Origin of the sequence: Mesorhizobium captivum (assembly GCF_033977165.1) — a bacterium.
GTDB lineage: Bacteria > Pseudomonadota > Alphaproteobacteria > Rhizobiales > Rhizobiaceae > Mesorhizobium > Mesorhizobium captivum.
In genome coordinates this window covers 38,295-58,459 of record NZ_JAVIJB010000017.1, presented here as the reverse complement: position 1 = coordinate 58,459, position 20,165 = coordinate 38,295, and the positions used below count along the sequence as shown (strand labels likewise).

Genomic DNA, 20,165 nt, shown 5'->3' with positions numbered 1-20,165 from the left:
CGCACCTGGGTGAAAGCGAAAAGGGCAGCGCGGTTTCCCGTGCTGCCCTCTCGTGACTGGCCGTATCCCCACACGGCCCGTCCCCCGTTAACTCATTGCCAGTCTAAGCACGTCTCCCAAAAGCGCGCTATGGCTTGAGGGCAACAGTATGCGCCAAAACTGCTTGGCGCTGCCTAACCGGCTGATTCGCATTCACTATATCACCTCGACGGTCGTTCCGACATTCACACGCTCGTAAAGATCGACGACGTCCTCGTTGCGCATGCGGATGCAGCCGGAAGACACCGCGCCGCCGATCGTCCAGGGCTGGTTGGTGCCGTGGATGCGGTATTCGGTGGTGCCGAGATAGAGCGCGCGCGCGCCGAGCGGGTTCTCTATGCCGCCGGCAAGATAGGTCGGCAGGTAGCGGCCCTTGGCCGCCTCGCGCTTGATCATCACGGCTGGCGGGCGCCAGTCCGGCCACACCTTCTTGTCGGTGATCTTGTGCGTGCCCGACCATTCGAAGCCCGGCTTGCCGGTGCCGACGCCGTAGCGACGCGCCTTGCCGTCCTTCTCGACCAGATAGAGGAAATTCTGGTGGGTATCGATGACGATGGTGCCCGGCTTCTGGGGACCGTCATAGGCGACTTCCTGCGGCAGGTAGACAGGGTTGATCTGCGGCCGCATCGCCACGCGCTTGGCAGGCTGCTGCACGGCCGCGGTGCGCTGCCGGTCGGGCTGCGCCTGGAATAGCCGCCGCGGCTGCTGCTGCGTTGCCTGGCGGCTCGGGCGCACGATGCCCGGCGCATGGCCGAGCTGCAGCACCCAGGGCGCCGAAAGATCGGGACTCACCATCACCGGCGGCATGTCGGCATAGCGGTCATTGGCAAAAGAAGTCGTCGCGCCGGCGGCAAGGACCGCCGCCGCGCCAAGCAGGGAACAAAACGCTGTCTTCATCGGAACGCACCTTGATCGTCGAACTCGTCCGAGGATGGCCCTCGGGTGTCGCGATCCTTGGCGCGGAGCGGCAAGCAAAACATGAATCGGAATGCGTAAAATGCCGACTTGTCAGTAAACATTTCGGTGTGGTTACCGGCCGGTTCAGGAATCTGGTAAAGCCACGGTAAAACGGGTGCTGAAGCGCATTAACGAACGGATTTGTGGCGATGGGACAAGAAAATGCCGGCCTGCTAGACGGCCCCGACGGTATCGCGCGCTGCTTCTGGCACGGCAATCTGCCGGACTATCTGCACTATCACGATCATGAATGGGGTCGGCCGGTGGCGGACGATCGCCGGCTGTTCGAGAAGATCTGCCTCGAAGGGTTCCAGTCAGGCCTGTCCTGGCTGACCATCCTGCGCAAGCGCGACAATTTCCGCGAGGCTTTCGCCAATTTCGACTTCGACAAGGTGGCTACCTTCACCGACAAGGATGTCGAACGCCTGCTCGGCAATGCCGGCATTATCCGCCATCGCGGCAAGATCGTCTCGACCATCAACAACGCCAGGCGCGCCCGCGAAATGGTCGATGAATTCGGCTCGCTGGCGGCGTGGTTCTGGAAATTCGAGCCTGGCTCCGACGAACGGCCGGAAATCGTCGACCTCGCGCATCTGCGCGCCAATCCGACGACGGCGGTCTCGGTCAGGATCTCGAAGGAACTGAAGAAGCGCGGCTGGAGCTTCGTCGGCCCGACCACCGTCTACGCCTTCATGCAGGCGATGGGGCTGGTCAACGACCACCTGGAAGGCTGCGTCTGCAGGGCAGAGGTGGAGAAGGAGCGGAAGAGGTTTAAGAGGCCGAAGTAGCGTCACCTCTACCTCCCCCCTTGTGGGGAGGTCGCGCCGAAGGCGCGGGTGGGGGTAAAAGGGTCTCTTTGCGACCCCCACCCCGACGCTGCGCGTCGACCCTCCCCACAAGGAGGAGGGTAAGGACTAGACGCTGCCGGCGCCGGCCAGAAACAGCCCGGCAATGATGGCCGCTACGGCCGCGAAGGCCGGGTAGATCACCAGCAACCCGGTCACCAATGCGTCGCGCACCGTCGGCTTGCGCGCTTCCGCCGCAACCTCGAACGGCCCGGCCGGCTGCTGCGCCGGCTTGGGCATGAGGCTGCCGGCGGGCCGCAGCCTGGCGGTACCGCCCTCGATGATGTCCTCAGCCGTCGTCATGGTCCGAAACCCTTGTTTCCGGGGCGCTTTATGGTCTTCGATTGTGTCTGCAGCATGCCGTGCCGATGTCGGAATTGTTTCGCTTTTGGTGTGATTTTGTTTCGAAGGGTGCGACTTATCTCCTCCACAAAGGGGGGAGATGGCGCAAACCCTTGCCGCACCAACCGGCATCGGTTAGGACACGCCCGCTCGAAAGAAGTCAGCGTTTACTCAGCGAAAAGACCATCCCATGGCCGACAAATCCGAAAAGACGAAAGCGCGATTGCCGCGCGGTTTGGCCGACCGCAGCGCCGAAGACATCCGCGCCGTCGAGAAGATGATGGCGACCATCCGCTCGGTCTATGAGCTTTACGGCTTCGAGCCGGTCGACCAGCCGATGATCGAATACACCGACGCGCTGGGAAAATTCCTGCCCGACCAGGATCGGCCGAACGAAGGCGTGTTCTCGTTCCAGGACGACGACGACCAGTGGCTGTCGCTGCGCTACGACCTGACCGCGCCGACGGCGCGCTTCGTCGCCGAGAATTACGACCGCCTGCCGAAGCCCTATCGCAGCTATCGTTCCGGCTGGGTGTTCCGCAACGAGAAGCCGGGTCCCGGCCGCTTCCGTCAGTTCATGCAGTTCGACGCCGACACGATCGGCACGCCGGGCGTCGCCGCCGACGCCGAAATGGCGATGATGATGGCCGACGTGATGGAGGCGCTCGGCATCAAACGCGGCGACTACGTCATCCGCGTCAACAACCGCAAGGTGCTGGACGGCGTGCTGGAGGCGATCGGCCTCGGCGGCGATCAGAACGCCGGCCGCCGTCTGACGGTGCTGCGCGCCATCGACAAGCTGGACAAGCTCGGGCCGGAAGGCGTGAGGCTCCTGCTTGGCCCGGGACGATGGGATGGCGGCGAGGAAGGCGAAGGTGATTTCGCAAAGGGCGCAGGGCTGAATGACGCACAGGCCGAAGCGGTTCTTCTCGCAACGGCAAGGAACGGACAGGCTGGCCAGGATTCCAGCATCGGTGCCAACGCTGTGTATCAGGAGGGCGTCAGCGAACTTGCAACGATTGAAGGTCTGGTCAGGGCTGCAGGATATGGCGAGGACCGCGTTGCGATGGATCGCTCCGTTGTCCGCGGTCTCGAATACTACACCGGCCCGGTTTTCGAGGCCGAGCTGCTGGCCGAGATCCCCAATGAGGATGGCCAGATCGTGCGCTTCGGCTCGGTCGGCGGCGGCGGCCGCTATGACGGGCTGGTCTCGCGCTTCCGCGGCGAACCAGTGCCGGCGACCGGCTTTTCGATCGGCGTCTCCCGGCTGATGACGGCACTGAAGAATCTCGGCAAGCTCGACACCTCGGACGTGATTGCTCCGGTCGTCGTTCTCGTCATGGACAAGGATACGGAAAGCCTTGGCCGCTACCAGAAGATGGTCGCCGGGCTGCGCGCCGCCGGCATTCGCGCCGAGATGTATCTCGGCGGCGCCGGCATGAAGGCGCAGCTGAAATATGCCGACCGCCGCGGCAGCCCGATCGCCGTCATCCAGGGCGGCGACGAGCGTGCGAAAGGAGAGGTTCAGATCAAGGACCTGATCGAAGGCGCGCGCCTGTCGGCCGAGATCACCGACAACGCCGAATGGCGCGCCGCGCGCCCGGCGCAGGTGACGGTGGCGGAAGGCGATCTGGTTGGTGAGGTGAAGAAGATCCTGGCGGCGCAGGCGGCCGATCGCGCGAAAGGTGGCGCTTGAGCACCCCCCTCTGTCCTGCCGGACATCTCCCCCTCAAGGGGGGAGATTGGATGTCGCGCATGCTTTCGCCAATCTCCAACGCTGCGCATTTCGCGGCATCATCGAAGCTGCTGATCTCCCCCCTTGCGGGGGAGATGGCCGGCAGGCCAGAGGGGGGTGCCTCGCGCCCAGCCTATCAATGACCTCCCGCTACCCCGCCATCGCCGCCGACATCGCAAAACTCTTCGCCGAGCGCGACACGCACGCCGTCGAAGTCGCCGTGCTGCAGCCGGCCGATCCGTTCCTCGACATGGCCGGCGAGGACCTGCGTCGCCGCATCTTCCTCACCGAGAGCGAGACGGGCAAGACGCTGTGCCTGCGGCCCGAATTCACCATTCCGGTCTGCCTCGACCATATCGCCAGCCAGGCCGGCACGCCGCGCCGCTACTCCTATTTCGGCGAAGTGTTCCGCCAGCGCCGCGAGGGCGGCAACGAGTTCTTCCAGGCCGGGATCGAGGATCTCGGCGACCGCGATATCGCAGCGGCCGATGCCCGCTCGCTGGCCGACGCGCATGCTCTGCTCTCGTTGGTGCTGCCTGGACAGCCGCTCGCCGTCACGCTCGGCGACCAGACCCTGTTCGAGGCGGTGCTGGCGGCACTCGGTCTGCCGCGTGGCTGGCGCATGCGCCTCGCCCGCGCCTTCGGCTCGGCGCCGATGCTGGAAGCGGCCCTTGCCGACCTCGCCAACCCGCCGCGCAACAGCCAGCTCTCGGGTCCGGTGGCCACGCTGGTGCTCGATGGCGATGCGGAAGCTCTTGCCAGGCATATCGCCGCCGGCATGGAGGCGGCCGGGCTGTCCGCTTCATCCGGCCGCGCGCCGGCCGACATAGCGCGGCGGCTGATCGAGAAAGCGCAATTGCGCAGCGTCCGGCTGTCCGACGAAGCGTTCTCGGCGCTGAAAGGTTTTCTCGAGATCGACGTCGCGCTGGGTGGCGCGACCGCAGCACTCGAAAAATTCGCGGCCGATGCTGGCCTGTCGCTGGGCGCCGCGCTGGAGAATTTCGCCGCCCGCGCCAAGGCGATCGAAGCGCATGGCCTGCCGGTGGCGGAAATCCGCTACGACGCCGCCTTCGGCCGCCCGCTCGATTATTACACCGGCCTGGTCTTCGAGATCGCCGCCGCCGATGGCGACCGGCCGCTGGTTGGCGGCGGGCGCTACGACAGGCTGCTGACGCTGCTGGGCGCAAAAAAGCCGATCCCCGGCGTCGGCTTCTCGGTCTGGCTCGACCGCATCGAGGCCTTGCGGGAGGGCGCGAAATGATCACACTGGCGATCCCGTCTAAAGGCCGTCTCAAGGAGCAGTCTCTTGAAATACTGGCCAAGGCAGGCCTCGCGGTCACCTTGCCGCAGGACGATCGCAAATACCGCGCCCGCATCGACGGGCTCGACAAAGTCGAGGTGGCCTTCCTCTCGGCTTCCGAGATTGCCGGCGAGATCGGCCAGGGCGCGGTCGATCTCGGCATCACCGGCGAGGACCTGCTGCGCGAGAACCTCGCCGACTGGGAAGCGCGCGCCGAAATCGTCGCCCGCCTCGGCTTCGGCCACGCCGATGTCGTGGTGGCCGTGCCGGACATCTGGCTCGATGTCGACAACATGGCCGACCTCGACGACGTCGCCGCCGATTTCCGTCAGCGCCATGGCCGGCGGCTCAGGATCGCCACCAAATACTGGCGGCTGACGCAGCAGTTCTTTTCGCTCAAGCACGGCATCCAGGTCTACCGCATCGTCGAGAGCTTGGGCGCCACCGAAGGCGCGCCGGCGTCGGGTCTGGCCGACGTCATCGTCGACATCACCACGACCGGCTCGACGCTGCGCGCCAACCATCTCAAGGTGCTGGGCGACGGCGTAATCCTGAAGTCGCAGGCCTGTCTGGTGGCGTCCAGGAAGACACGTGGGGCGGCCGACGAGGCGGTCTTGCGCGATATCGCGGCGAAGATGAGCGCCCTCCCTCCCCCTTGAGGGGAGGGTGGACAGCCGCCGAAGGCGGATGGACGGGAGGGGTCGCCGCGGCAGTGCTCAACCTCAAGCGAACTCACCGGCCTCCGACCGTAACCAAAAGAGTCGAGCGTTTCGCCGAGGACCCCTCCCGGCCATACGGGCCACCCTCCCTCAAGGGGGAGGGGGACCCCCCTCCCTACCTTCGGCGGGTTTTCACCATCCCGGCAGGCTGATAGGCTGGCTTATCCCGGGAGGAGACGGCGATGGCGATCAAACTTGACGAGCTAATGAACGCCACCAACCTGCGCAAAACGCGCAACAGCTTCATTGCTCCGGTGGACGGCAGGGCGCATGTCTCGGGCGACCGATCGGCGCCCTTGCTCGACAAGACCATTCCGGAGCTGTTTTCCGATACGGTGAGCAAATACGCCACGCTCGACGCCGCCGTCTTCGTCGGCCAGGACAAGCGCTTCACCTGGAGCGAACTGTCGGACGCGGTCGACGCTTTAGCCGCCGGCTTCCTGGCGCTGGGTCTGGAGAAGGGCGACCGCGTCGGCATCTGGTCGCCGAACCGCTGGGAATGGCTGGTGACGCAGTTCGCCACCGCACGCATCGGCCTCATCCTGGTCAACATCAATCCGGCCTATCGGCTGACCGAGCTGGAATATGCGCTCAACAAGGTCGCTTGCCGAGCGCTGGTGACAGCGGTCCAGTTCAAGACCTCCGACTATCTCGGTATGATCGAGACGTTGGCGCCGGAGATCGCCACCGCCGAGGCCGGCAAGCTCAAGGCAAAGAAGCTGCCGGCGCTGAAGATCGTCATCCGCATGGGTGACGACAACTCGCCAGGCATGTTCAATTTCGGCGATGTGCTGGCGATGGCCGGACGCGACGAGCATGACAGCCTCGACCGCATCTCCGAAAGCCTGAAGCCAAACGAGGCCATCAACATCCAGTTCACCTCCGGCACGACCGGCGCGCCGAAGGGAGCGACGCTCACCCACCTGAACATCGTCAACAACGGCAACTTCGTCACCTCGGCCATCAGGCTCACCGTCGACGACCGGCTGTGCATCCCCGTGCCGCTCTATCATTGCTTCGGCATGTCGATGGGCACGATGGGCTGCGTCACCAAGGGCGCGACCATGGTCTTCCCAGGCGAAGGTTTTGACGCCGGCGCGACGCTCAAGGCGATCGCGCAGGAGCGCTGCACCGGCGTTTATGGCGTGCCGACCATGTTCGTCGCCATGCTCGACCATGCCGATTTCTCGACCTTTGATCTTTCGAGCCTGCGCACCGGCATCATGGCCGGCTCGCCCTGTCCTATCGAGGTGATGAAGAAGGTGGTGTCGCTGATGCATATGTCGGAAGTGACGATCGCCTACGGCATGACCGAGACCAGCCCTGTCTCCTTCCAGAGCAGCGTCGACGATCCGCTGGAAAAGCGCGTCTCCACCGTCGGCCGCATCCATCCGCATGTCGAGGTGAAGGCGATCGACGCCGACGGCGCTACCGTCGCGGTCGGGGAGCCTGGCGAGCTCTGCACGCGCGGCTATTCGGTGATGAAAGGCTATTGGGACGACGCGGAGAAGACGCGCGAGGCGGTCGACGCCGACGGCTGGATGCATACCGGCGACCTCGCAACAATAGACGCCGAAGGCTATTGCAACATTGTCGGCCGGGTGAAGGACATGGTCATCCGCGGCGGCGAGAACGTCTATCCGCGCGAGGTCGAGGAGTTCCTCTACCGTCATCCGAAGGTCAAGGAAGTGCAGGTCTTCGGCATACCCGACGACAAATATGGCGAGGAGCTCTGCGCCTGGATCGTGCTGAAACCCGGCCAGATCGCCACCGCTGAGGAGATCAAGGCCTTCTGCGCCGGCCAGATCGCGCATTACAAGGTGCCGCGCTATATCCGCTTCCGCACCGAATTGCCGATGACGGTGACCGGCAAGCCGCAGAAATTCCTGATGCGCGAGGCGATGGTCGAGGAACTGGGGCTGGTGGCGCAGAAGACGGCGTGAGGGTCCGCCCGGCAATACGCCTTACGGATGAGCCGACGTCAGGGCTAACGGACAGAAAACGGACTGCGTTCTAGCTACAAATGATGTATTCCGCGGTCCGGCCTGCTCGTCTAGGCTTGGTACCCCAAAAATCAATAATAATGGTCGGCGACCTTTGTGCCCGCGCGAGGTCGTTGGTTTTGGCGGGCAAAGGACGTGAAAGCCGCGTTGAGACCACCGAAAGGAAGCCGCGCTGAAATCGCTGTGGCATAGCGTTTTCTGCGAGGGACATATTTTTTACATTTTGAGATTTTTTTTACATTTTGTGATTTGCACCATACCGCTTGACGGGGCTCTGGTGGGTGCAGGTCTTTCTGGCTTCAGGCGTTTGGGCAAAAAGGGCGGGGGTGTGAAAGGTGGCCAAGCATGGCCTATACAAACACCATTGTCTTGAGCGGCGACTATGGCTACCGCCAATATAAAGCATCCGGTCTGCCCGCCGACACCCTAATCGATGCCACCAACGCCTCGTGGATCGTCGCCAATCAGGGAAGCCCCACCAACCTCTATCCCTTCGCGGTCGTCAATCCCGGCGACAACCTCCTGGCTTTAGGCGGCACGATCAACGGCACGGTCTCCCAAACCGGCGACTGGGAGAACATTTACGTCAACTCCGCCGCAGTCCGTATAAACTCAGCCCACAGCTTTGCCATCGACGACTGGACGATTACCCAGCCCTGGGATGGCATCCGTGTCGGCGGCACCGGCACCTTCCTCATCGAAGATTCCTATGTCGGCAACTCACGCGACGACGCGGTCGAGGACGACGACGTGATCGGCGGCGCCATCCGGGATTCCCTGTTCGACCACGTGTTTTCCGGAGTGAGCCTTGGCGACGGTGACGTGGATGGGTCTGACAACACGGTCACCATGGATGGCATGCTTCTAGGCATGGGCGAGTACCTTCGCAAAGGCGTGATGACCCACGGTTCGCCATTCAAACTCGACAAGGGCACGGGCTCTGACGATATCGTACCCAGCCTGCACTTTATCGACTGCGTGGTGGCGATCACCGACGTTCACCACAACGGCTTGGATCGGGTGCAGCGGGCCTGGGACAAGACGGTCGAGTCGCACGGCAATTACTATCTCAACCTCTCCGACACGCCGCTGCCGGCGGATTATCCAATGCCGCCCGCCGGCTGGACGGTCCTTCAAGGCCAGGCGGCCCGCGATTACTGGGCCAATGCCAAGGCGGCCTGGCATGCAGCCCATGACGGGACCGATCCAATACCGTCACCTCCGACCCCGCCGACCGACCCGACACCGTCACCTCCGACCGACCCGACCCACGGAACGACCGGGAACGATACTTTTGTCGGCACTGGCGCGGCCGATACCTATGATGCCCTGGCTGGCGACGACACACTGCGGGGCGAGGGTGGCAACGACGTGCTGACTGGTGGCAGGGGCGAGGACACCTTCGTGTTCGACACGGCCTATGGCCCCGGCAATGTCGACACACTCACCGACTTCGACGCGGAACATGACGCGCTCTATCTCGACAATGCCGTCTTCACCAAGCTGGGCTCCGGTTCCTTGTCCAGCCCGACGCAAGTGAACTCGGGGTATTTCGAGTTGCGAGAACACGCCGAACACAGCAACGATCACCTGCTCTACAACCGGGCCACGGGCGTTCTGTACTATGATCCCGACGGATCGAGATCGGCGCCCCAGGTGGAAATCGCCCACCTGGAGCCCGGGGCGGCCCTGACCTATCACGACGTGTTCGTCGTTTGATCGCTCATGCGATCGCACCATGGCACGGCGAGGCAGGCGCGGGCCTACCTTTCCCGAAAGGCGCGCTGGAACGAATCGACCAGCGGCTTGGTCAGATAGGTCAGAAAGGTTCGCTCGCCGGTTGAAATGAAAGTTTCGACCGGCATGCCTGGGTAGATCTGCTCGGGCTTGACCTGCGGGGGCAGCTTATCGACCATCTTAAGCCGCACGGTGTAATACGGCTGTCCAGTGCTGGGTGTGATCAGCCGGTCCGCCGAAATGTAGAACACCTTTCCGGACACTTTTGGTGTTGTCCGTGCGTTGAGGGCTGTCAACATCATGTTCGCGCCTTGGCCGACCCGGATAGAATCTATGTCTTCAGGCTTGATCTTTGCCTCGACGATAAGTTCATTCGTCGGCAGAAGCTCCATTGCAACCTCGCCAGCACGGATGACGCTGCCTTCGGAATTGTAGAGCGAGCGGACAATGATGCCGTCCACCGGGGCGCGAATGGTCGTCCGCGCCAGGACCGATCGAGCGGCGTTGATTTGTTCCTCAAGGTCCGCCACCTGCGCCCGCGCTTTGTTCAGTTCTGTGACGGCATCCTCGACCCGGCTGCTGGTAAGTCTTTCAATCTCCTGACGCGCTTCCACGGTCTGGGTCGCCGAGCTGGCGATTTGCGCCTCCAGCGATCCCGCCTGACCTACCAACTCGGCGGTGCTACGCAGAAGCTCGGTGTATTCAGAACGATTTGTCAGTCCCTTTTCCAGCAAGTGCTTTTTGCGTTCCGTCTCGGCATTGACGATCGCGAGCTGGTTTTCCGCAGCATCCTTCTGCGCCATCAAGCCGGCAATGGCTTCCTGAAGGGCTGCTACCCGTTCGCTCAGAATCTCCCGTTCTGCGGCATAGCGCGCTAGCCGGGCTTGGAACTCCTTGGCTTGCTCTGCAAAGACGTTACTGAATTCGGGCGCGCCTGAGTAGGCGCCTAGATCGCGGGGCAGGACGATTTTCTCCAGGCCGTCCCGTTCTGCCTCGAGCCGCGCGATTTCAGCTTTTTGTGCGACCCACTGTTTGAGGACTCGGTTGAGCTGAGACTGCGCCACGGTTGGATCGAGCTCGATCAGGGCCTGGCCTCGTAGGACTCTGTCACCCTCTCGGACCTTGATGCTGCTGACCACGCCACCTTCGAGATGCTGGATCATGACATTCTGTCCAGCTGCTGCGACCACTCCTGGCGCGATCGTTGCTCCGGCAATCGGCGCCATTGCGCCCCAGAATCCGAAGCCAAGCAAGAAAACGGACACGCTTGCATATCCCGCCAGGGTGATACGATTCGTGCGTGTATCGACGTTGCGCTGCCAGCGATACGTCTTGGCGCCGATGGTTTGGCTAGGAACCGTCATTGGCGACCTTCATCTCCCCGCGAGCAGACGACGGGAAAGGCACCACTCCTTCGCTGCCACGCGACTGAGAGGCTGCGGGCCGCCCCGCTTGGCCCCGTCGCGTGACAAGTCTATCGAGCACGTCCTTGGTCAAACCGTAGACCTCGATCTGGCCACTGCGTAGCATCAATATGCGATCGCATTTGGAAGCGAGAGAGGGCCGATGGGTTATGACAAGCACGGTCGTTTTTCGTGAACGCGCCCCGATGATCGCCCGCTCGAGCGCGGCTTCGCCGTTGGAATCGAGATTTGCATTGGGCTCGTCGAGAACCAGCACCTTGGGATCGCCGTAAAAGGCGCGAGCAAGCCCGATGCGCTGACGCTCGCCACCCGAAAGGCGAACGCCGGTCGGACCGATCAGCGTCGAATAACCATCCCTCTGACCCAGGATGAGCTCATGCACTTGGGCCCGCTGGGCTGCTTGGATCAATTTCTCGTCGGGCGCATCCGGTTCGAAACGCGTGATATTTTGGGCAATGGTTCCCGGGAAGAGTTCCACATCTTGCGGGAGGTAACCAATATGGCGGCCGAGTTCTTCCGCATCCCAGTTTCGAATATCGCCGCCGTCGATCCGGATCGCCCCCGAGCGGGCCTCGATCGCACCGACGATGAGGCGCGCCAGAGTCGATTTTCCAGCCTGGCTCGGCCCCACGATCGCGACTGTTTCGCCGGCGGCGACTTCAAAGGTCAAGCGCTTTATCAGCGGCAGCGACCCGTCGGCCGCGCCCGGGAGATGATAGACTATTTGATCCAGGCTTAACGCTCCTTCAGGAGCCGGCAATGCTACGTTTTCCTGGTTGTCGGGTCCGGATCGGAGAGCCGAAAGCCTCTTCCATGCAAGATTGGCGTCGATGATCTGCCGCCAACTCCCAATGATCTGATCGAGAGGTTGCAGAGCGCGTGCCGAAATCATCGAGGACGCAAATATCATACCGGCGGTCATCTCGTTGCGCAGAACCAGATAAGCGCCGACCCCCAATATCGCGATCTGCAGTGTCGAACGAGTGGTGCGGGATACACCGCCATAAAATGAATTGATGCGAGCGAGCCCATCCGAGGCGTGTAGAGAGCCGGAGAAACGGGTCCCCCAGAACTCTATCGCGTTGGACACCATGCCAAGTGCGCGAACGGTTTCGAAGTTTCGGGCGAAGGCCTGCGCCGAATTCATTGAGGCGTTGAGATTCTCCGCCGCCTCTTTGCCGGGTCGCGAACTCGCGATCTGGTTCAGTATGGCGATGGCGACCATGAGAACCGCCCCGACGACCGTCACCAGGAAGAGCAACGGATGGATGAAATAGAGCAGGCCCACGAAGATTGGCCCGAAAGGAAGGTCGAAGAGAAAGAAAATGGTTCTCGAAGCGATGAAATTTCGCAGGGTGGCCAAGTCGCGCAAGGCCTGGACATCGCCGAGGCCAGCGCGGGGGCCACTCATTGCAGCGAGAAAAGACGATGTGCCCAAAGAGACATCCAGTCGCGCGGCGAGCCGGCTTGCATATACACCCCGCACGACTTCGAGCACGCCGAAGAGCAAGAGCGACGAAAGCGCAAGCAATGTCAGGTAGGTGAGAGTGTCCAAATTGGCGGCGGGCAAAACCCGATCATATACCTGCAGCATGTAGAGAGGCAGAACCAGCAGCAGGGCGTTCATCACCGCGGAGAACAGGCCCATTTCGACCACGCTCTTCGATAGCACCCCTCTGTTCGTATAACTGGGCATCCCCGAAATCGTCTCTTTTGGCTAAGCGATCATATTAGGCAATCTTTATATATCATGCCAGGCAGCCGCGCTATCGGTAGTGTCCCAATTTGAGATTCTGTGAAATGCAATATGCATTCACATATCGGCCCGACCTTCTATATGCTCAGCGCAAAAGCGCGGGGGAAAGGGTGTGTCCCGAGAGCGTGACGTACATATGTGGCGCGAAGCCGGAAAACTTGCGGTCTCTGGCGACTATGAAGGATGGCTTGCCATCGAATCGGAGCTTCGCAGCAGAGGATTCCCACGCGCCAAGCTGCTGTTTGATAACGACCGGGTCCGCGAAAAATTGGATGATATCTGTAAGAGGGCAAGGGAGCAACGCGCCGATACCAACCGGACCTAAAGGCCAGAAGCGTCCCGCCGATCGCTACCGCCTTCCGCTTCGTCCCTCCGACGGCCTCGGCGCCGAGCCCGGTTCCTCGACGAGCGGGCCGAGCAGCACCTCGCCGAACAGCGGCTGGTAGCTGCGGCGCACAGCCGGATCCTCCGTGAACGACAGCGCGTACTGGCCGATCTGGTGAAAATAGGTGATGCGCGCCCTGACCAGGCTTTCGTCCGGCGAATAGCCCATGGCACGGAAGGAGCGGACGAGAAGCGCGATGCGCAGGTCGTCCATATCCTTCACTTCCTGCGCCAGTTTCCTCGACGTCCGCGACCAGTCGCGCACGGCAAGGTCGAGCAGCGGACTGAATGGTGCCTCGTCGACCCAGACATGCACGATGTCGGTGAAGAATTGCAGGCCATCCACGTCGTGCATGTCGCGCATTGCCCAGAACGGCGCGCAGTTGATGTTGCGCCATTCCTGCAGCAGGCCGTTGCGAAGGTCGGCGAGGCTGGTGAAATGGAAGTAGAAGCTGCCGCGAGTGACCTTGAGCTGCTTGGCCAGCCGGTCGATCTTGACCTCGGCGATGCCGCGCTTTTCCAGCACCTTTCGCGCCGCGGCGATCCAGGCCTCGCGGCTCAGCGTCTGCCGGGCGGTCGTCGATCTGGCTCGCGCTCCGGACGATCGTTTCGTTTTCGCCAAGGCGGCATCCGCTTTCAACTGCTTCCAGGCCTCCATGGCGGCCGGCGGCAATTCGCCGAGCCGTCCCTGATCAAGCCGATGTTTGCCCGCTTCGCAACCCGCAACCATCGCCGTCCGCCGCCGAAGACGTTTACGGCAAGGCACTAATCCGCTGCAGCATGAGTTCGAAGAACGGCGCCGGCTCGATGCGGCGCAGCACGTTGCAATTCTTGCGCCGTCCGGTGACATGCCACCAGTCGACGACGGTCATGCCGATCGTCTCGGGCGAGACGATATCCACCGTTACCGCGCATTGGCGCTTTTCGTAGATATCCGGCGCCAGGAGATAGCCGGTGACGCAGGCGTCGTGGATCGGCCGCCCCGGCGTGCCGAATTTGTGGCTGCCGTACTGGCGATAGAAATCGGCGAGGTTCGCGGCTTCGATCGCGGCCCTGCTGCCGGTGGCGCGCAGGCGGTCCAGCCATTCCAGCGTCATCATCGCGGTGTAGGTGCAGTCGATGCCCGCCATGGTCAGCGGCACGCCGCTGTCGAACACTTTATGCGCCGCATGCGGGTCGACGAAGATGTTGAATTCGGCGGCGGGCGTGGCGTTGCCGCCCTCGAAGAAGCCGCCGCCCATCAGAACCACTTCGCGCAGCCGCGGAATGATCCTCGGCTCCATGGTCATGGCCATCGCCAGATTGGTCATCGGGCCCAGCGTGCAGACGGTAAGCTCGCCCTCCGGCGCATCCATGATCGCCCGCACGAGATAGTTCACCCCGTGCTCGCTCTGCAGCGGCGTCACCGGTTCCGGGAGGTCGGCGCCGTCGAGCCCGGTCTTGCCGTGCACATATTCGGCCGTCATCAGCGTCTTCACCATCGGCCCCGGGCAGCCGGCATAGACCGGCACGTCGGGCCGTCCGGCGAGCTCGACCACCTTCAGCGCATTCTTCGAGGTCAGCGGCAGCGGCACGTTGCCGCCGACCGTGGTGATGCCCACCACCTCGAGCTCGGCCGGCGAGCCGAGCGCGAACAGGATCGCGAAGGCGTCGTCCTGGCCGGGATCGGTGTCGATGATGATCTTGCGCGGTGCCATGTCATGCCTGCCTTCGAATGCCTATTGATGAGCCCGTTCGGATGTGTAGAAATACAGTACTGTATCTTATGTTCAAGACAGGGTGATCGAAAATGGGCGAACGAGAGCGCGGCGACTTTTCCGAAATTCCGATCCTCGACGTGTCGGCTCTTTACGGCACCGACCAGGGCGCGATCGGGGAGATCGCGGCAACGCTGCGCCGCTATCTCGAGACGATCGGCTTCCTCTATGTCATCGGCCATCCGATCCCGCGCGCCGATGTCGAGGCGGTGCGCGAGGCGAGCAAGCGCTTCTTCGCCTTGCCGGAAGAAGAGAAGCTCAAGCTCAAGATCGATCGGAATTTCCGCGGCTACCTGCCCTTCGCCGGCTCGACCATCGTCACCTCGTCGGTCGCGACCGTCAGCAAGCCGAACCAGAGCGAGTCGATCTTTTTCATGCATGAGGTCGGCGAAGATGATCCGCGGGCGCTCGCCGAAAAGCCGCTGCAGGGCCCGAACCAGTGGCCGGACGAGACTGCGCTGAATGGCTTCAAGCAAACGATCGAGCGCTATGTCGACGAGATGGGCACGCTCGCCCGCAAGATGGTCCGCGCCATCGCGCTGTCGCTTGGCCTGCCTGCCGGCAGCCTCGACCGCTATTTCGAACAGCCGACCACGTTTCTAAGGCTGCTGCACTATCCGACGCAGCCGCAGGAGGAGGGGCTGTTCGGCTCGGCGCCGCACACCGACTACGGCTTTATCACCTTGCTGGCGCAGGACGATGTCGGCGGCCTCGAGGTCAAGAACAAGGCGGGCGAATGGGTGCCGGCGCCGCCGATCCCGGATTCCTTCGTGATGAATGTCGGCGACATCCTGGCGCGCTGGTCGAACGACCAGTTCGTCTCGACCCCGCACCGCGTCATCAACCGGTCGGGGCGCGAGCGCTACTCGCAGCCTTTCTTCTTCGACCCGTCGATGGACGAGACGATCGAGGCGCTGCCCGTCTGCGTTCCGGCCGGCGCCAGGCCGAAATACGAGCCGGTGCTCTATGGCGACTACCTGATGGAGCGCATCGACAAGAACTACCACTATCGCAAGAAGAAGGCCGCGGAGACGGCAAGCGCGTAAGCGAACCGACGGTCCGGATCGGCGCCGACCCGAGCGGTGCGGTGGCGAGGCGATTGAGAAACTGCAATCACCGAACAAGCAAAAGGGGAACGACGATGAGAACAAATCTGCGCGTGGCCGGCCTGGCGCTGGCTGCATTTGCCACGGCCTGGAGCAGCCTTTCGAAGGCGGCCGAAATCCCGAAATCGGCGGAGGTCCAGCAGACAGGCATGCTCGCCGTCGCCAACACGCTGGACTACGCGCCGTTCGAATATCTCGACGCCGACGGCAAGCAGACCGGCATCATCATCGAGCTTGCCGGCGAGGTTTCCAAGCTGGTCGGCGCCAAGCTCGACATCCAGCGCACGCCGTTCCCGTCGATGATCCCCGGCCTTGCGGCCGGCCGCTTCAAGATCGCCTGGGAGACCTTTTCGGCCACGCCCGAGCGTCTCAAGCAGGTCGACTTCGTCATGTTCCTCAAGGCGGGCCTCGCCGTCTCGACCTCGCCGGACAAAGAGGCAAGTTTCAGCGGCGACACGCCGCTTTGCGGCAAGCGCATCGGCGTCTCGGCCGGCAGCGCGTCCGACTTCCTGGTCGACAAGCTGAGCAAAGAATGCACCGACAAGGGCCAGGCGGCGATCGAGAAATCCGTGTTCAACTCCTCGACCGACATCGTCCAGGCGGTGCTCTCCGACCGCGTCGATGCCCGTATGGACGATGCCACCGCATCGAGCTACTTCGAGGTGACCAGCAAGGGCCAGCTCGTCGTCCTGCCCACTCTCTACGACGTCGCGCCGCTGGGCCTCGCCATCGCCAAGGACGACAAGGGCACCGCCGATATGATGGTCGCGGCGCTCGCGGAACTGTTCAAGAACGGCACCTACAAGGCCGTTCTCGAGAAATACGGCATGGGCGCCTACGCGATCAAGGAACCCTATTTCGTCAACAGCATGGATGCGCTGCGCGCCGACTAAGGCACCGACCCGAAATCGGAATCGATTTTCGGGAAGGATCATGCGCAGAATTAGCAGGCGCGCCTGCATGCCCGTTGGGCTTGCGGCGTGGTGAGCGGAGATCCGGCGCCCGGTCCTGTACCAGGCGCCGGTTGGTATCAGGAGATGAGCGATGGGCACGGCCCACCCGACAGAGATGAGCGTCGAGCCGGGCGCCGCCACCGCTGTGGCGCGGCTCACCGTCGTGCCGCAGCGCCGCTATGGCATCTGGGTCGGCACGGCATTCGCCTTGCTGCTGGCCTTCCTCATCGTGCGGGCCTTCGCCAGCAACCCGGCCTTCGCCTGGGGCACGGCTGCTGGTTATCTGTTCCATCCCTCGATCATGCGCGGCCTTTCCAACACCTTGATCCTCACCGTGGTGATCATGGCGCTGGCGATCGTCATCGGCACCGTCATCGCCATCATGCGCGTGTCGCCGAGCCCGGTGCTGCGGGGCTTCGCCGGCGTCTATGTCTGGTTCTTCCGCGGTGTGCCGGCGCTGATCCAGCTCATCTTCTGGTTCAACCTGTCGCTGCTGGTGCGCGAGGTCTCGCTGACTTTGCCGTTCCTCGGCACGATCTTCTCCGCCCGCACCAATGATTTCATGACGCCGTTCTTCTCAGCTGTCGTCGCGCTTTCGCTTTGCGAGGCGGGCTATATGGCCGAGATCATCCGCGCCGGCATCAAATCGGTGCCGTCGGGCCAGGCGGAAGCGGCGAGCGCGCTCGGCATGCCCTACCGCATGATCCTGAAGCGCATCACGCTGCCGCAGGCCATGCGCTTCGTGCTGCCGCCGACCGGCAACGAGGCCATCAACCTGCTCAAGATGACGTCGCTGGTGACCTTCATCGCGGTCGACGATCTGTTCTATTCCGCGCAGAGCATCTATGCGCGCACCTTCGAGACGATCCCACTCTTGATCGTGGTGGCGTTCTGGTACCTCGCGGTGGTCTCGATCATGTCAGTCGGGCAGCATTTCCTCGAGCGCCATTTCGGCCGCAGCGACACGCGCCGTGACCCGCTGACGATGCGCGCGCTGCGCAATGCCGTAAGCTTGGCGGGCATCGCCCGATGAGCGACGTGAAGTCCGAAAACCGCGCTCGCTTTGGTGTGCCCGCCGATTCCATGGTGTTCGCGCGCGGCGTGCGCAAATCCTATGGCCAGCTGGAAGTGCTACAGGGCATCGATCTCGATGTGCCGGCAGGATCGGTTGCCTGCATCGTCGGCCCGTCGGGCTCCGGCAAGAGCACCTTCCTGCGCTGCATCAACCATCTGGAGAAGATCGCCGGCGGGCTTCTGCTCGTCGACAGCCAGTTCGTCGGCTACGATCTCAGGGACGACAAGCTCTACGAGGTGAAGGACGATCTGCTCTGCCAGCGGCGCGCCGAGATCGGCATGCTCTTCCAGTCCTTCAACCTGTTCTCGCACATGACCGTGATGGAGAACCTCATCGAGGCGCCGACGCAGGTGCGGCGCATCGCGCCCGACCAGGCGAAGGCCGAGGCCGAGGTCCTGCTCAAGCGTGTCGGCCTGCTCGACAAGGTCGACCGTTATCCGCGCGAATTGTCGGGCGGCCAGCAGCAGCGCGTGGCGATCGCCCGCGCCATGGCGATGAAGCCTAAGGTGCTGCTCTTCGACGAGCCGACCTCGGCGCTCGACCCCGAGCTCGTCGGCGAGGTGCTGCAGGTCATGCGCGATCTCGCCGAGAGCGGCATGACCATGGTCGTCGTCACCCACGAGATCGGCTTTGCCCGCGAGATCGGCGACCAGCTCGTCTTCATGGACGGCGGCGTGATCGTCGAGCGCGGCGCGCCGCGCGAAATGATCGCCGATCCGCAATCGTCGCGCACGCGCGAGTTCCTGTCTCGGGTTCTTTGAGGTCGGTCATGAGCCGGCAAAATCGCCCGCCACAAGTGCGGCACTGCATCGCTTGAAGAACTCGAACGCCGGGTGATGGGTTTGCCCGCTTCGCACTGATATCGGCCGAGGTGCTTCCACCGGGCTTTTCCGCTAAATTCGCGGAAACGCAGGGGGCTTCAATGGCTGGATTCGGACGGTCGGTGATTTCCTACACGATGCCGTTGGCCGCCCTGGTGATGGCTGTCACGGTCAGGGCCAGCGGCCTTTCGGTGGATGAAGGTTCGCTGAACGTCAGGATTGTTGTTGGAGCACTTTCGAGCGCGATCATGTTCACCACCATTTTCGTGGTGCTCGACCACGCCGAGGCCGTGGCCCGGCGGGTGGGAGAGCCGTACGGAACATTGGTGCTGACCTTTGCCGTGACGGCGATCGAAGTGTCGATCATCGTGTCCATGATGCTTCATGGAGCGAACAACCCGACGCTGGCGCGTGAGTCCGTCTTCTCGACGGTGATGATTACCTCCACCGGAGTTGTCGGCATGTGTCTCACGCTTGGCGGCTGGCTTCATCGCAAGCAGGCAATCCTTCGACAAGGGACCAGCGCGTATCTGGCGGTCCTGATCGCGCTGACCGTCATGACGCTTATTCTGCCGACCTATACTCGAGCCACGGATCCCGGCACGTTTTCGGCAGCTCAGCTTGGGTTTGTCAGCGTCCTTTCCGTGCTGCTCTACGCAAGTTTCGTATTCGCCCAGACCGTCCGGCACCGGGAGGACTTCGTCCAAGGAGAGGCGCACGACGTATCGATGCGAACTGCCCCTCACGAAAGCATTTCTGTCAGCGCTCTGCTGCTGTTGAGCGGGCTGATCGGAATTGTCATGCTCGCCGAGCAGGTCGCCGCGAGTGTCGAGGATACGCTCGTTGCCTATCAGGTGAGCCAGGCTGACAGTATTGTGGGGGCGTTGATCGCGGGCCTGGTGTTGATGCCGGAGGCCATTTCGGCGGTTCGCGCTTCGCTCAACAATGAGCTGCAGCGCGGCTTGAACGTTGCGATGGGTTCGGCTTGCGCCACGATCGGCTTGACAATACCGGCGGTCGCGGCCGCCAGTTTGTTGACGGGCAGAGGATTGACCTTAGGGCTTCCGGCGGCCGATGCGGTGCTTTTGGCCTTGGCGCTTTTCATATGCAGCGTCAGCTTTAGCACCGAAAGAACCACGTTCCTGACGGGCATGGTCCATGTTGTGGTGTTTTTTACTTATGTATTTCTGATATTTGTACCGTGAACGCCTT

At 62.8% G+C, this 20,165-nt stretch carries 17 protein-coding genes; 11 read left to right on the top strand and 6 right to left on the bottom strand.

Annotated features, from left to right (window positions below):
- Positions 1-195: 195 nt before the first annotated feature.
- Positions 196-936 (bottom strand): L,D-transpeptidase, encoded by a 741-nt coding sequence (locus RFM40_RS16245; RefSeq protein ID WP_320226438.1) that lies wholly within the window; start codon positions 934-936, stop codon positions 196-198.
- Between the two features lie 209 nt (positions 937-1,145).
- On the opposite strand from RFM40_RS16245, the gene RFM40_RS16240 reads away from it, so the two are divergent.
- Entirely contained in the window at positions 1,146-1,784 is a 639-nt protein-coding gene (locus tag RFM40_RS16240; RefSeq protein ID WP_320226439.1) for a DNA-3-methyladenine glycosylase I, read from the top strand.
- Positions 1,785-1,910: 126 nt separating this feature from the next.
- Here RFM40_RS16240 and RFM40_RS16235 read toward each other — a convergent pair whose 3' ends face one another.
- Positions 1,911-2,144, bottom strand: a complete 234-nt coding sequence (locus RFM40_RS16235; RefSeq protein WP_320226440.1) for a hypothetical protein — start codon at positions 2,142-2,144, stop codon at positions 1,911-1,913.
- A gap of 229 nt (positions 2,145-2,373) precedes the next feature.
- Between RFM40_RS16235 and hisS the strand changes: the two genes are divergently transcribed.
- From hisS to RFM40_RS16210, 5 genes are all read left to right on the top strand, one after another.
- Positions 2,374-3,879: a histidine--tRNA ligase gene (gene hisS / locus RFM40_RS16230; RefSeq protein WP_320226441.1), complete on the top strand. Its 1,506-nt coding sequence runs from the start codon at positions 2,374-2,376 to the stop codon at positions 3,877-3,879.
- Positions 3,880-4,057: 178 nt separating this feature from the next.
- Complete coding sequence (locus RFM40_RS16225) at positions 4,058-5,179, top strand: ATP phosphoribosyltransferase regulatory subunit (protein WP_320226442.1); 1,122 nt, start codon at positions 4,058-4,060, stop codon at positions 5,177-5,179.
- Entirely contained in the window at positions 5,176-5,877 is a 702-nt protein-coding gene (hisG, locus tag RFM40_RS16220) for an ATP phosphoribosyltransferase (RefSeq protein ID WP_320226443.1), read from the top strand. Before RFM40_RS16225 ends, hisG begins: the two co-directional genes overlap by 4 nt.
- 242 nt (positions 5,878-6,119) lie before the next feature.
- Positions 6,120-7,880: an AMP-binding protein gene (locus RFM40_RS16215; RefSeq protein ID WP_320226444.1), complete on the top strand. Its 1,761-nt coding sequence runs from the start codon at positions 6,120-6,122 to the stop codon at positions 7,878-7,880.
- Positions 7,881-8,285: 405 nt separating this feature from the next.
- Complete coding sequence (locus RFM40_RS16210; protein WP_320277805.1) at positions 8,286-9,659, top strand: calcium-binding protein; 1,374 nt, start codon at positions 8,286-8,288, stop codon at positions 9,657-9,659.
- Between the two features lie 44 nt (positions 9,660-9,703).
- Here the strand turns inward: RFM40_RS16210 and RFM40_RS16205 are convergent, their stop codons facing one another.
- The 4 genes from RFM40_RS16205 to RFM40_RS16190 all read right to left on the bottom strand — a co-directional run bounded on the left by RFM40_RS16205 (position 9,704) and on the right by RFM40_RS16190 (position 14,938).
- A complete protein-coding gene (locus tag RFM40_RS16205) occupies positions 9,704-11,041 on the bottom strand; it encodes an HlyD family type I secretion periplasmic adaptor subunit (RefSeq protein ID WP_320226446.1) in 1,338 nt (445 codons plus the stop codon).
- On the bottom strand, positions 11,028-12,797 hold the full coding sequence (locus RFM40_RS16200) for a type I secretion system permease/ATPase (RefSeq protein ID WP_320226447.1): 1,770 nt from the start codon (positions 12,795-12,797) through the stop codon (positions 11,028-11,030). The genes RFM40_RS16205 and RFM40_RS16200 overlap by 14 nt, the downstream gene beginning before the upstream one ends.
- 409 nt (positions 12,798-13,206) lie before the next feature.
- On the bottom strand, positions 13,207-13,881 hold the full coding sequence (locus tag RFM40_RS16195; protein ID WP_320226515.1) for a TetR/AcrR family transcriptional regulator: 675 nt from the start codon (positions 13,879-13,881) through the stop codon (positions 13,207-13,209).
- Between the two features lie 112 nt (positions 13,882-13,993).
- Positions 13,994-14,938: a nucleoside hydrolase gene (locus RFM40_RS16190; RefSeq protein WP_320226448.1), complete on the bottom strand. Its 945-nt coding sequence runs from the start codon at positions 14,936-14,938 to the stop codon at positions 13,994-13,996.
- Between the two features lie 92 nt (positions 14,939-15,030).
- Between RFM40_RS16190 and RFM40_RS16185 the strand changes: the two genes are divergently transcribed.
- From RFM40_RS16185 to RFM40_RS16165, 5 genes are all read left to right on the top strand, one after another.
- Complete coding sequence (locus RFM40_RS16185; RefSeq protein ID WP_320226449.1) at positions 15,031-16,044, top strand: isopenicillin N synthase family dioxygenase; 1,014 nt, start codon at positions 15,031-15,033, stop codon at positions 16,042-16,044.
- 95 nt (positions 16,045-16,139) lie between these two features.
- On the top strand, positions 16,140-16,997 hold the full coding sequence (locus tag RFM40_RS16180) for an ABC transporter substrate-binding protein (protein WP_320226450.1): 858 nt from the start codon (positions 16,140-16,142) through the stop codon (positions 16,995-16,997).
- A gap of 151 nt (positions 16,998-17,148) precedes the next feature.
- Positions 17,149-18,090 (top strand): amino acid ABC transporter permease, encoded by a 942-nt coding sequence (locus RFM40_RS16175; protein ID WP_320226451.1) that lies wholly within the window; start codon positions 17,149-17,151, stop codon positions 18,088-18,090.
- A complete protein-coding gene (locus RFM40_RS16170; RefSeq protein WP_320226452.1) occupies positions 18,087-18,893 on the top strand; it encodes an amino acid ABC transporter ATP-binding protein in 807 nt (268 codons plus the stop codon). The genes RFM40_RS16175 and RFM40_RS16170 overlap by 4 nt, the downstream gene beginning before the upstream one ends.
- Positions 18,894-19,054: 161 nt before the next feature.
- Positions 19,055-20,158, top strand: a complete 1,104-nt coding sequence (locus RFM40_RS16165; RefSeq protein ID WP_320226453.1) for a calcium:cation antiporter — start codon at positions 19,055-19,057, stop codon at positions 20,156-20,158.
- Positions 20,159-20,165: the final 7 nt, after the last annotated feature.

Coding starts and splice junctions, on each gene's coding strand:
- RFM40_RS16210 (WP_320277805.1), top strand. CDS start 8,286: ATGGCCTATACAAACACCATTGTCTTGAGCGGCGACTATGGCTACCGC.
- hisG (WP_320226443.1), top strand. CDS start 5,176: ATGATCACACTGGCGATCCCGTCTAAAGGCCGTCTCAAGGAGCAGTCT.
- hisS (WP_320226441.1), top strand. CDS start 2,374: ATGGCCGACAAATCCGAAAAGACGAAAGCGCGATTGCCGCGCGGTTTG.
- RFM40_RS16245 (WP_320226438.1), bottom strand. CDS start 936: ATGAAGACAGCGTTTTGTTCCCTGCTTGGCGCGGCGGCGGTCCTTGCC.
- RFM40_RS16170 (WP_320226452.1), top strand. CDS start 18,087: ATGAGCGACGTGAAGTCCGAAAACCGCGCTCGCTTTGGTGTGCCCGCC.
- RFM40_RS16190 (WP_320226448.1), bottom strand. CDS start 14,938: ATGGCACCGCGCAAGATCATCATCGACACCGATCCCGGCCAGGACGAC.
- RFM40_RS16200 (WP_320226447.1), bottom strand. CDS start 12,797: ATGCCCAGTTATACGAACAGAGGGGTGCTATCGAAGAGCGTGGTCGAA.
- RFM40_RS16225 (WP_320226442.1), top strand. CDS start 4,058: ATGACCTCCCGCTACCCCGCCATCGCCGCCGACATCGCAAAACTCTTC.
- RFM40_RS16215 (WP_320226444.1), top strand. CDS start 6,120: ATGGCGATCAAACTTGACGAGCTAATGAACGCCACCAACCTGCGCAAA.
- RFM40_RS16180 (WP_320226450.1), top strand. CDS start 16,140: ATGAGAACAAATCTGCGCGTGGCCGGCCTGGCGCTGGCTGCATTTGCC.
- RFM40_RS16165 (WP_320226453.1), top strand. CDS start 19,055: ATGGCTGGATTCGGACGGTCGGTGATTTCCTACACGATGCCGTTGGCC.
- RFM40_RS16185 (WP_320226449.1), top strand. CDS start 15,031: ATGGGCGAACGAGAGCGCGGCGACTTTTCCGAAATTCCGATCCTCGAC.
- RFM40_RS16205 (WP_320226446.1), bottom strand. CDS start 11,041: ATGACGGTTCCTAGCCAAACCATCGGCGCCAAGACGTATCGCTGGCAG.
- RFM40_RS16175 (WP_320226451.1), top strand. CDS start 17,149: ATGGGCACGGCCCACCCGACAGAGATGAGCGTCGAGCCGGGCGCCGCC.
- RFM40_RS16235 (WP_320226440.1), bottom strand. CDS start 2,144: ATGACGACGGCTGAGGACATCATCGAGGGCGGTACCGCCAGGCTGCGG.
- RFM40_RS16240 (WP_320226439.1), top strand. CDS start 1,146: ATGGGACAAGAAAATGCCGGCCTGCTAGACGGCCCCGACGGTATCGCG.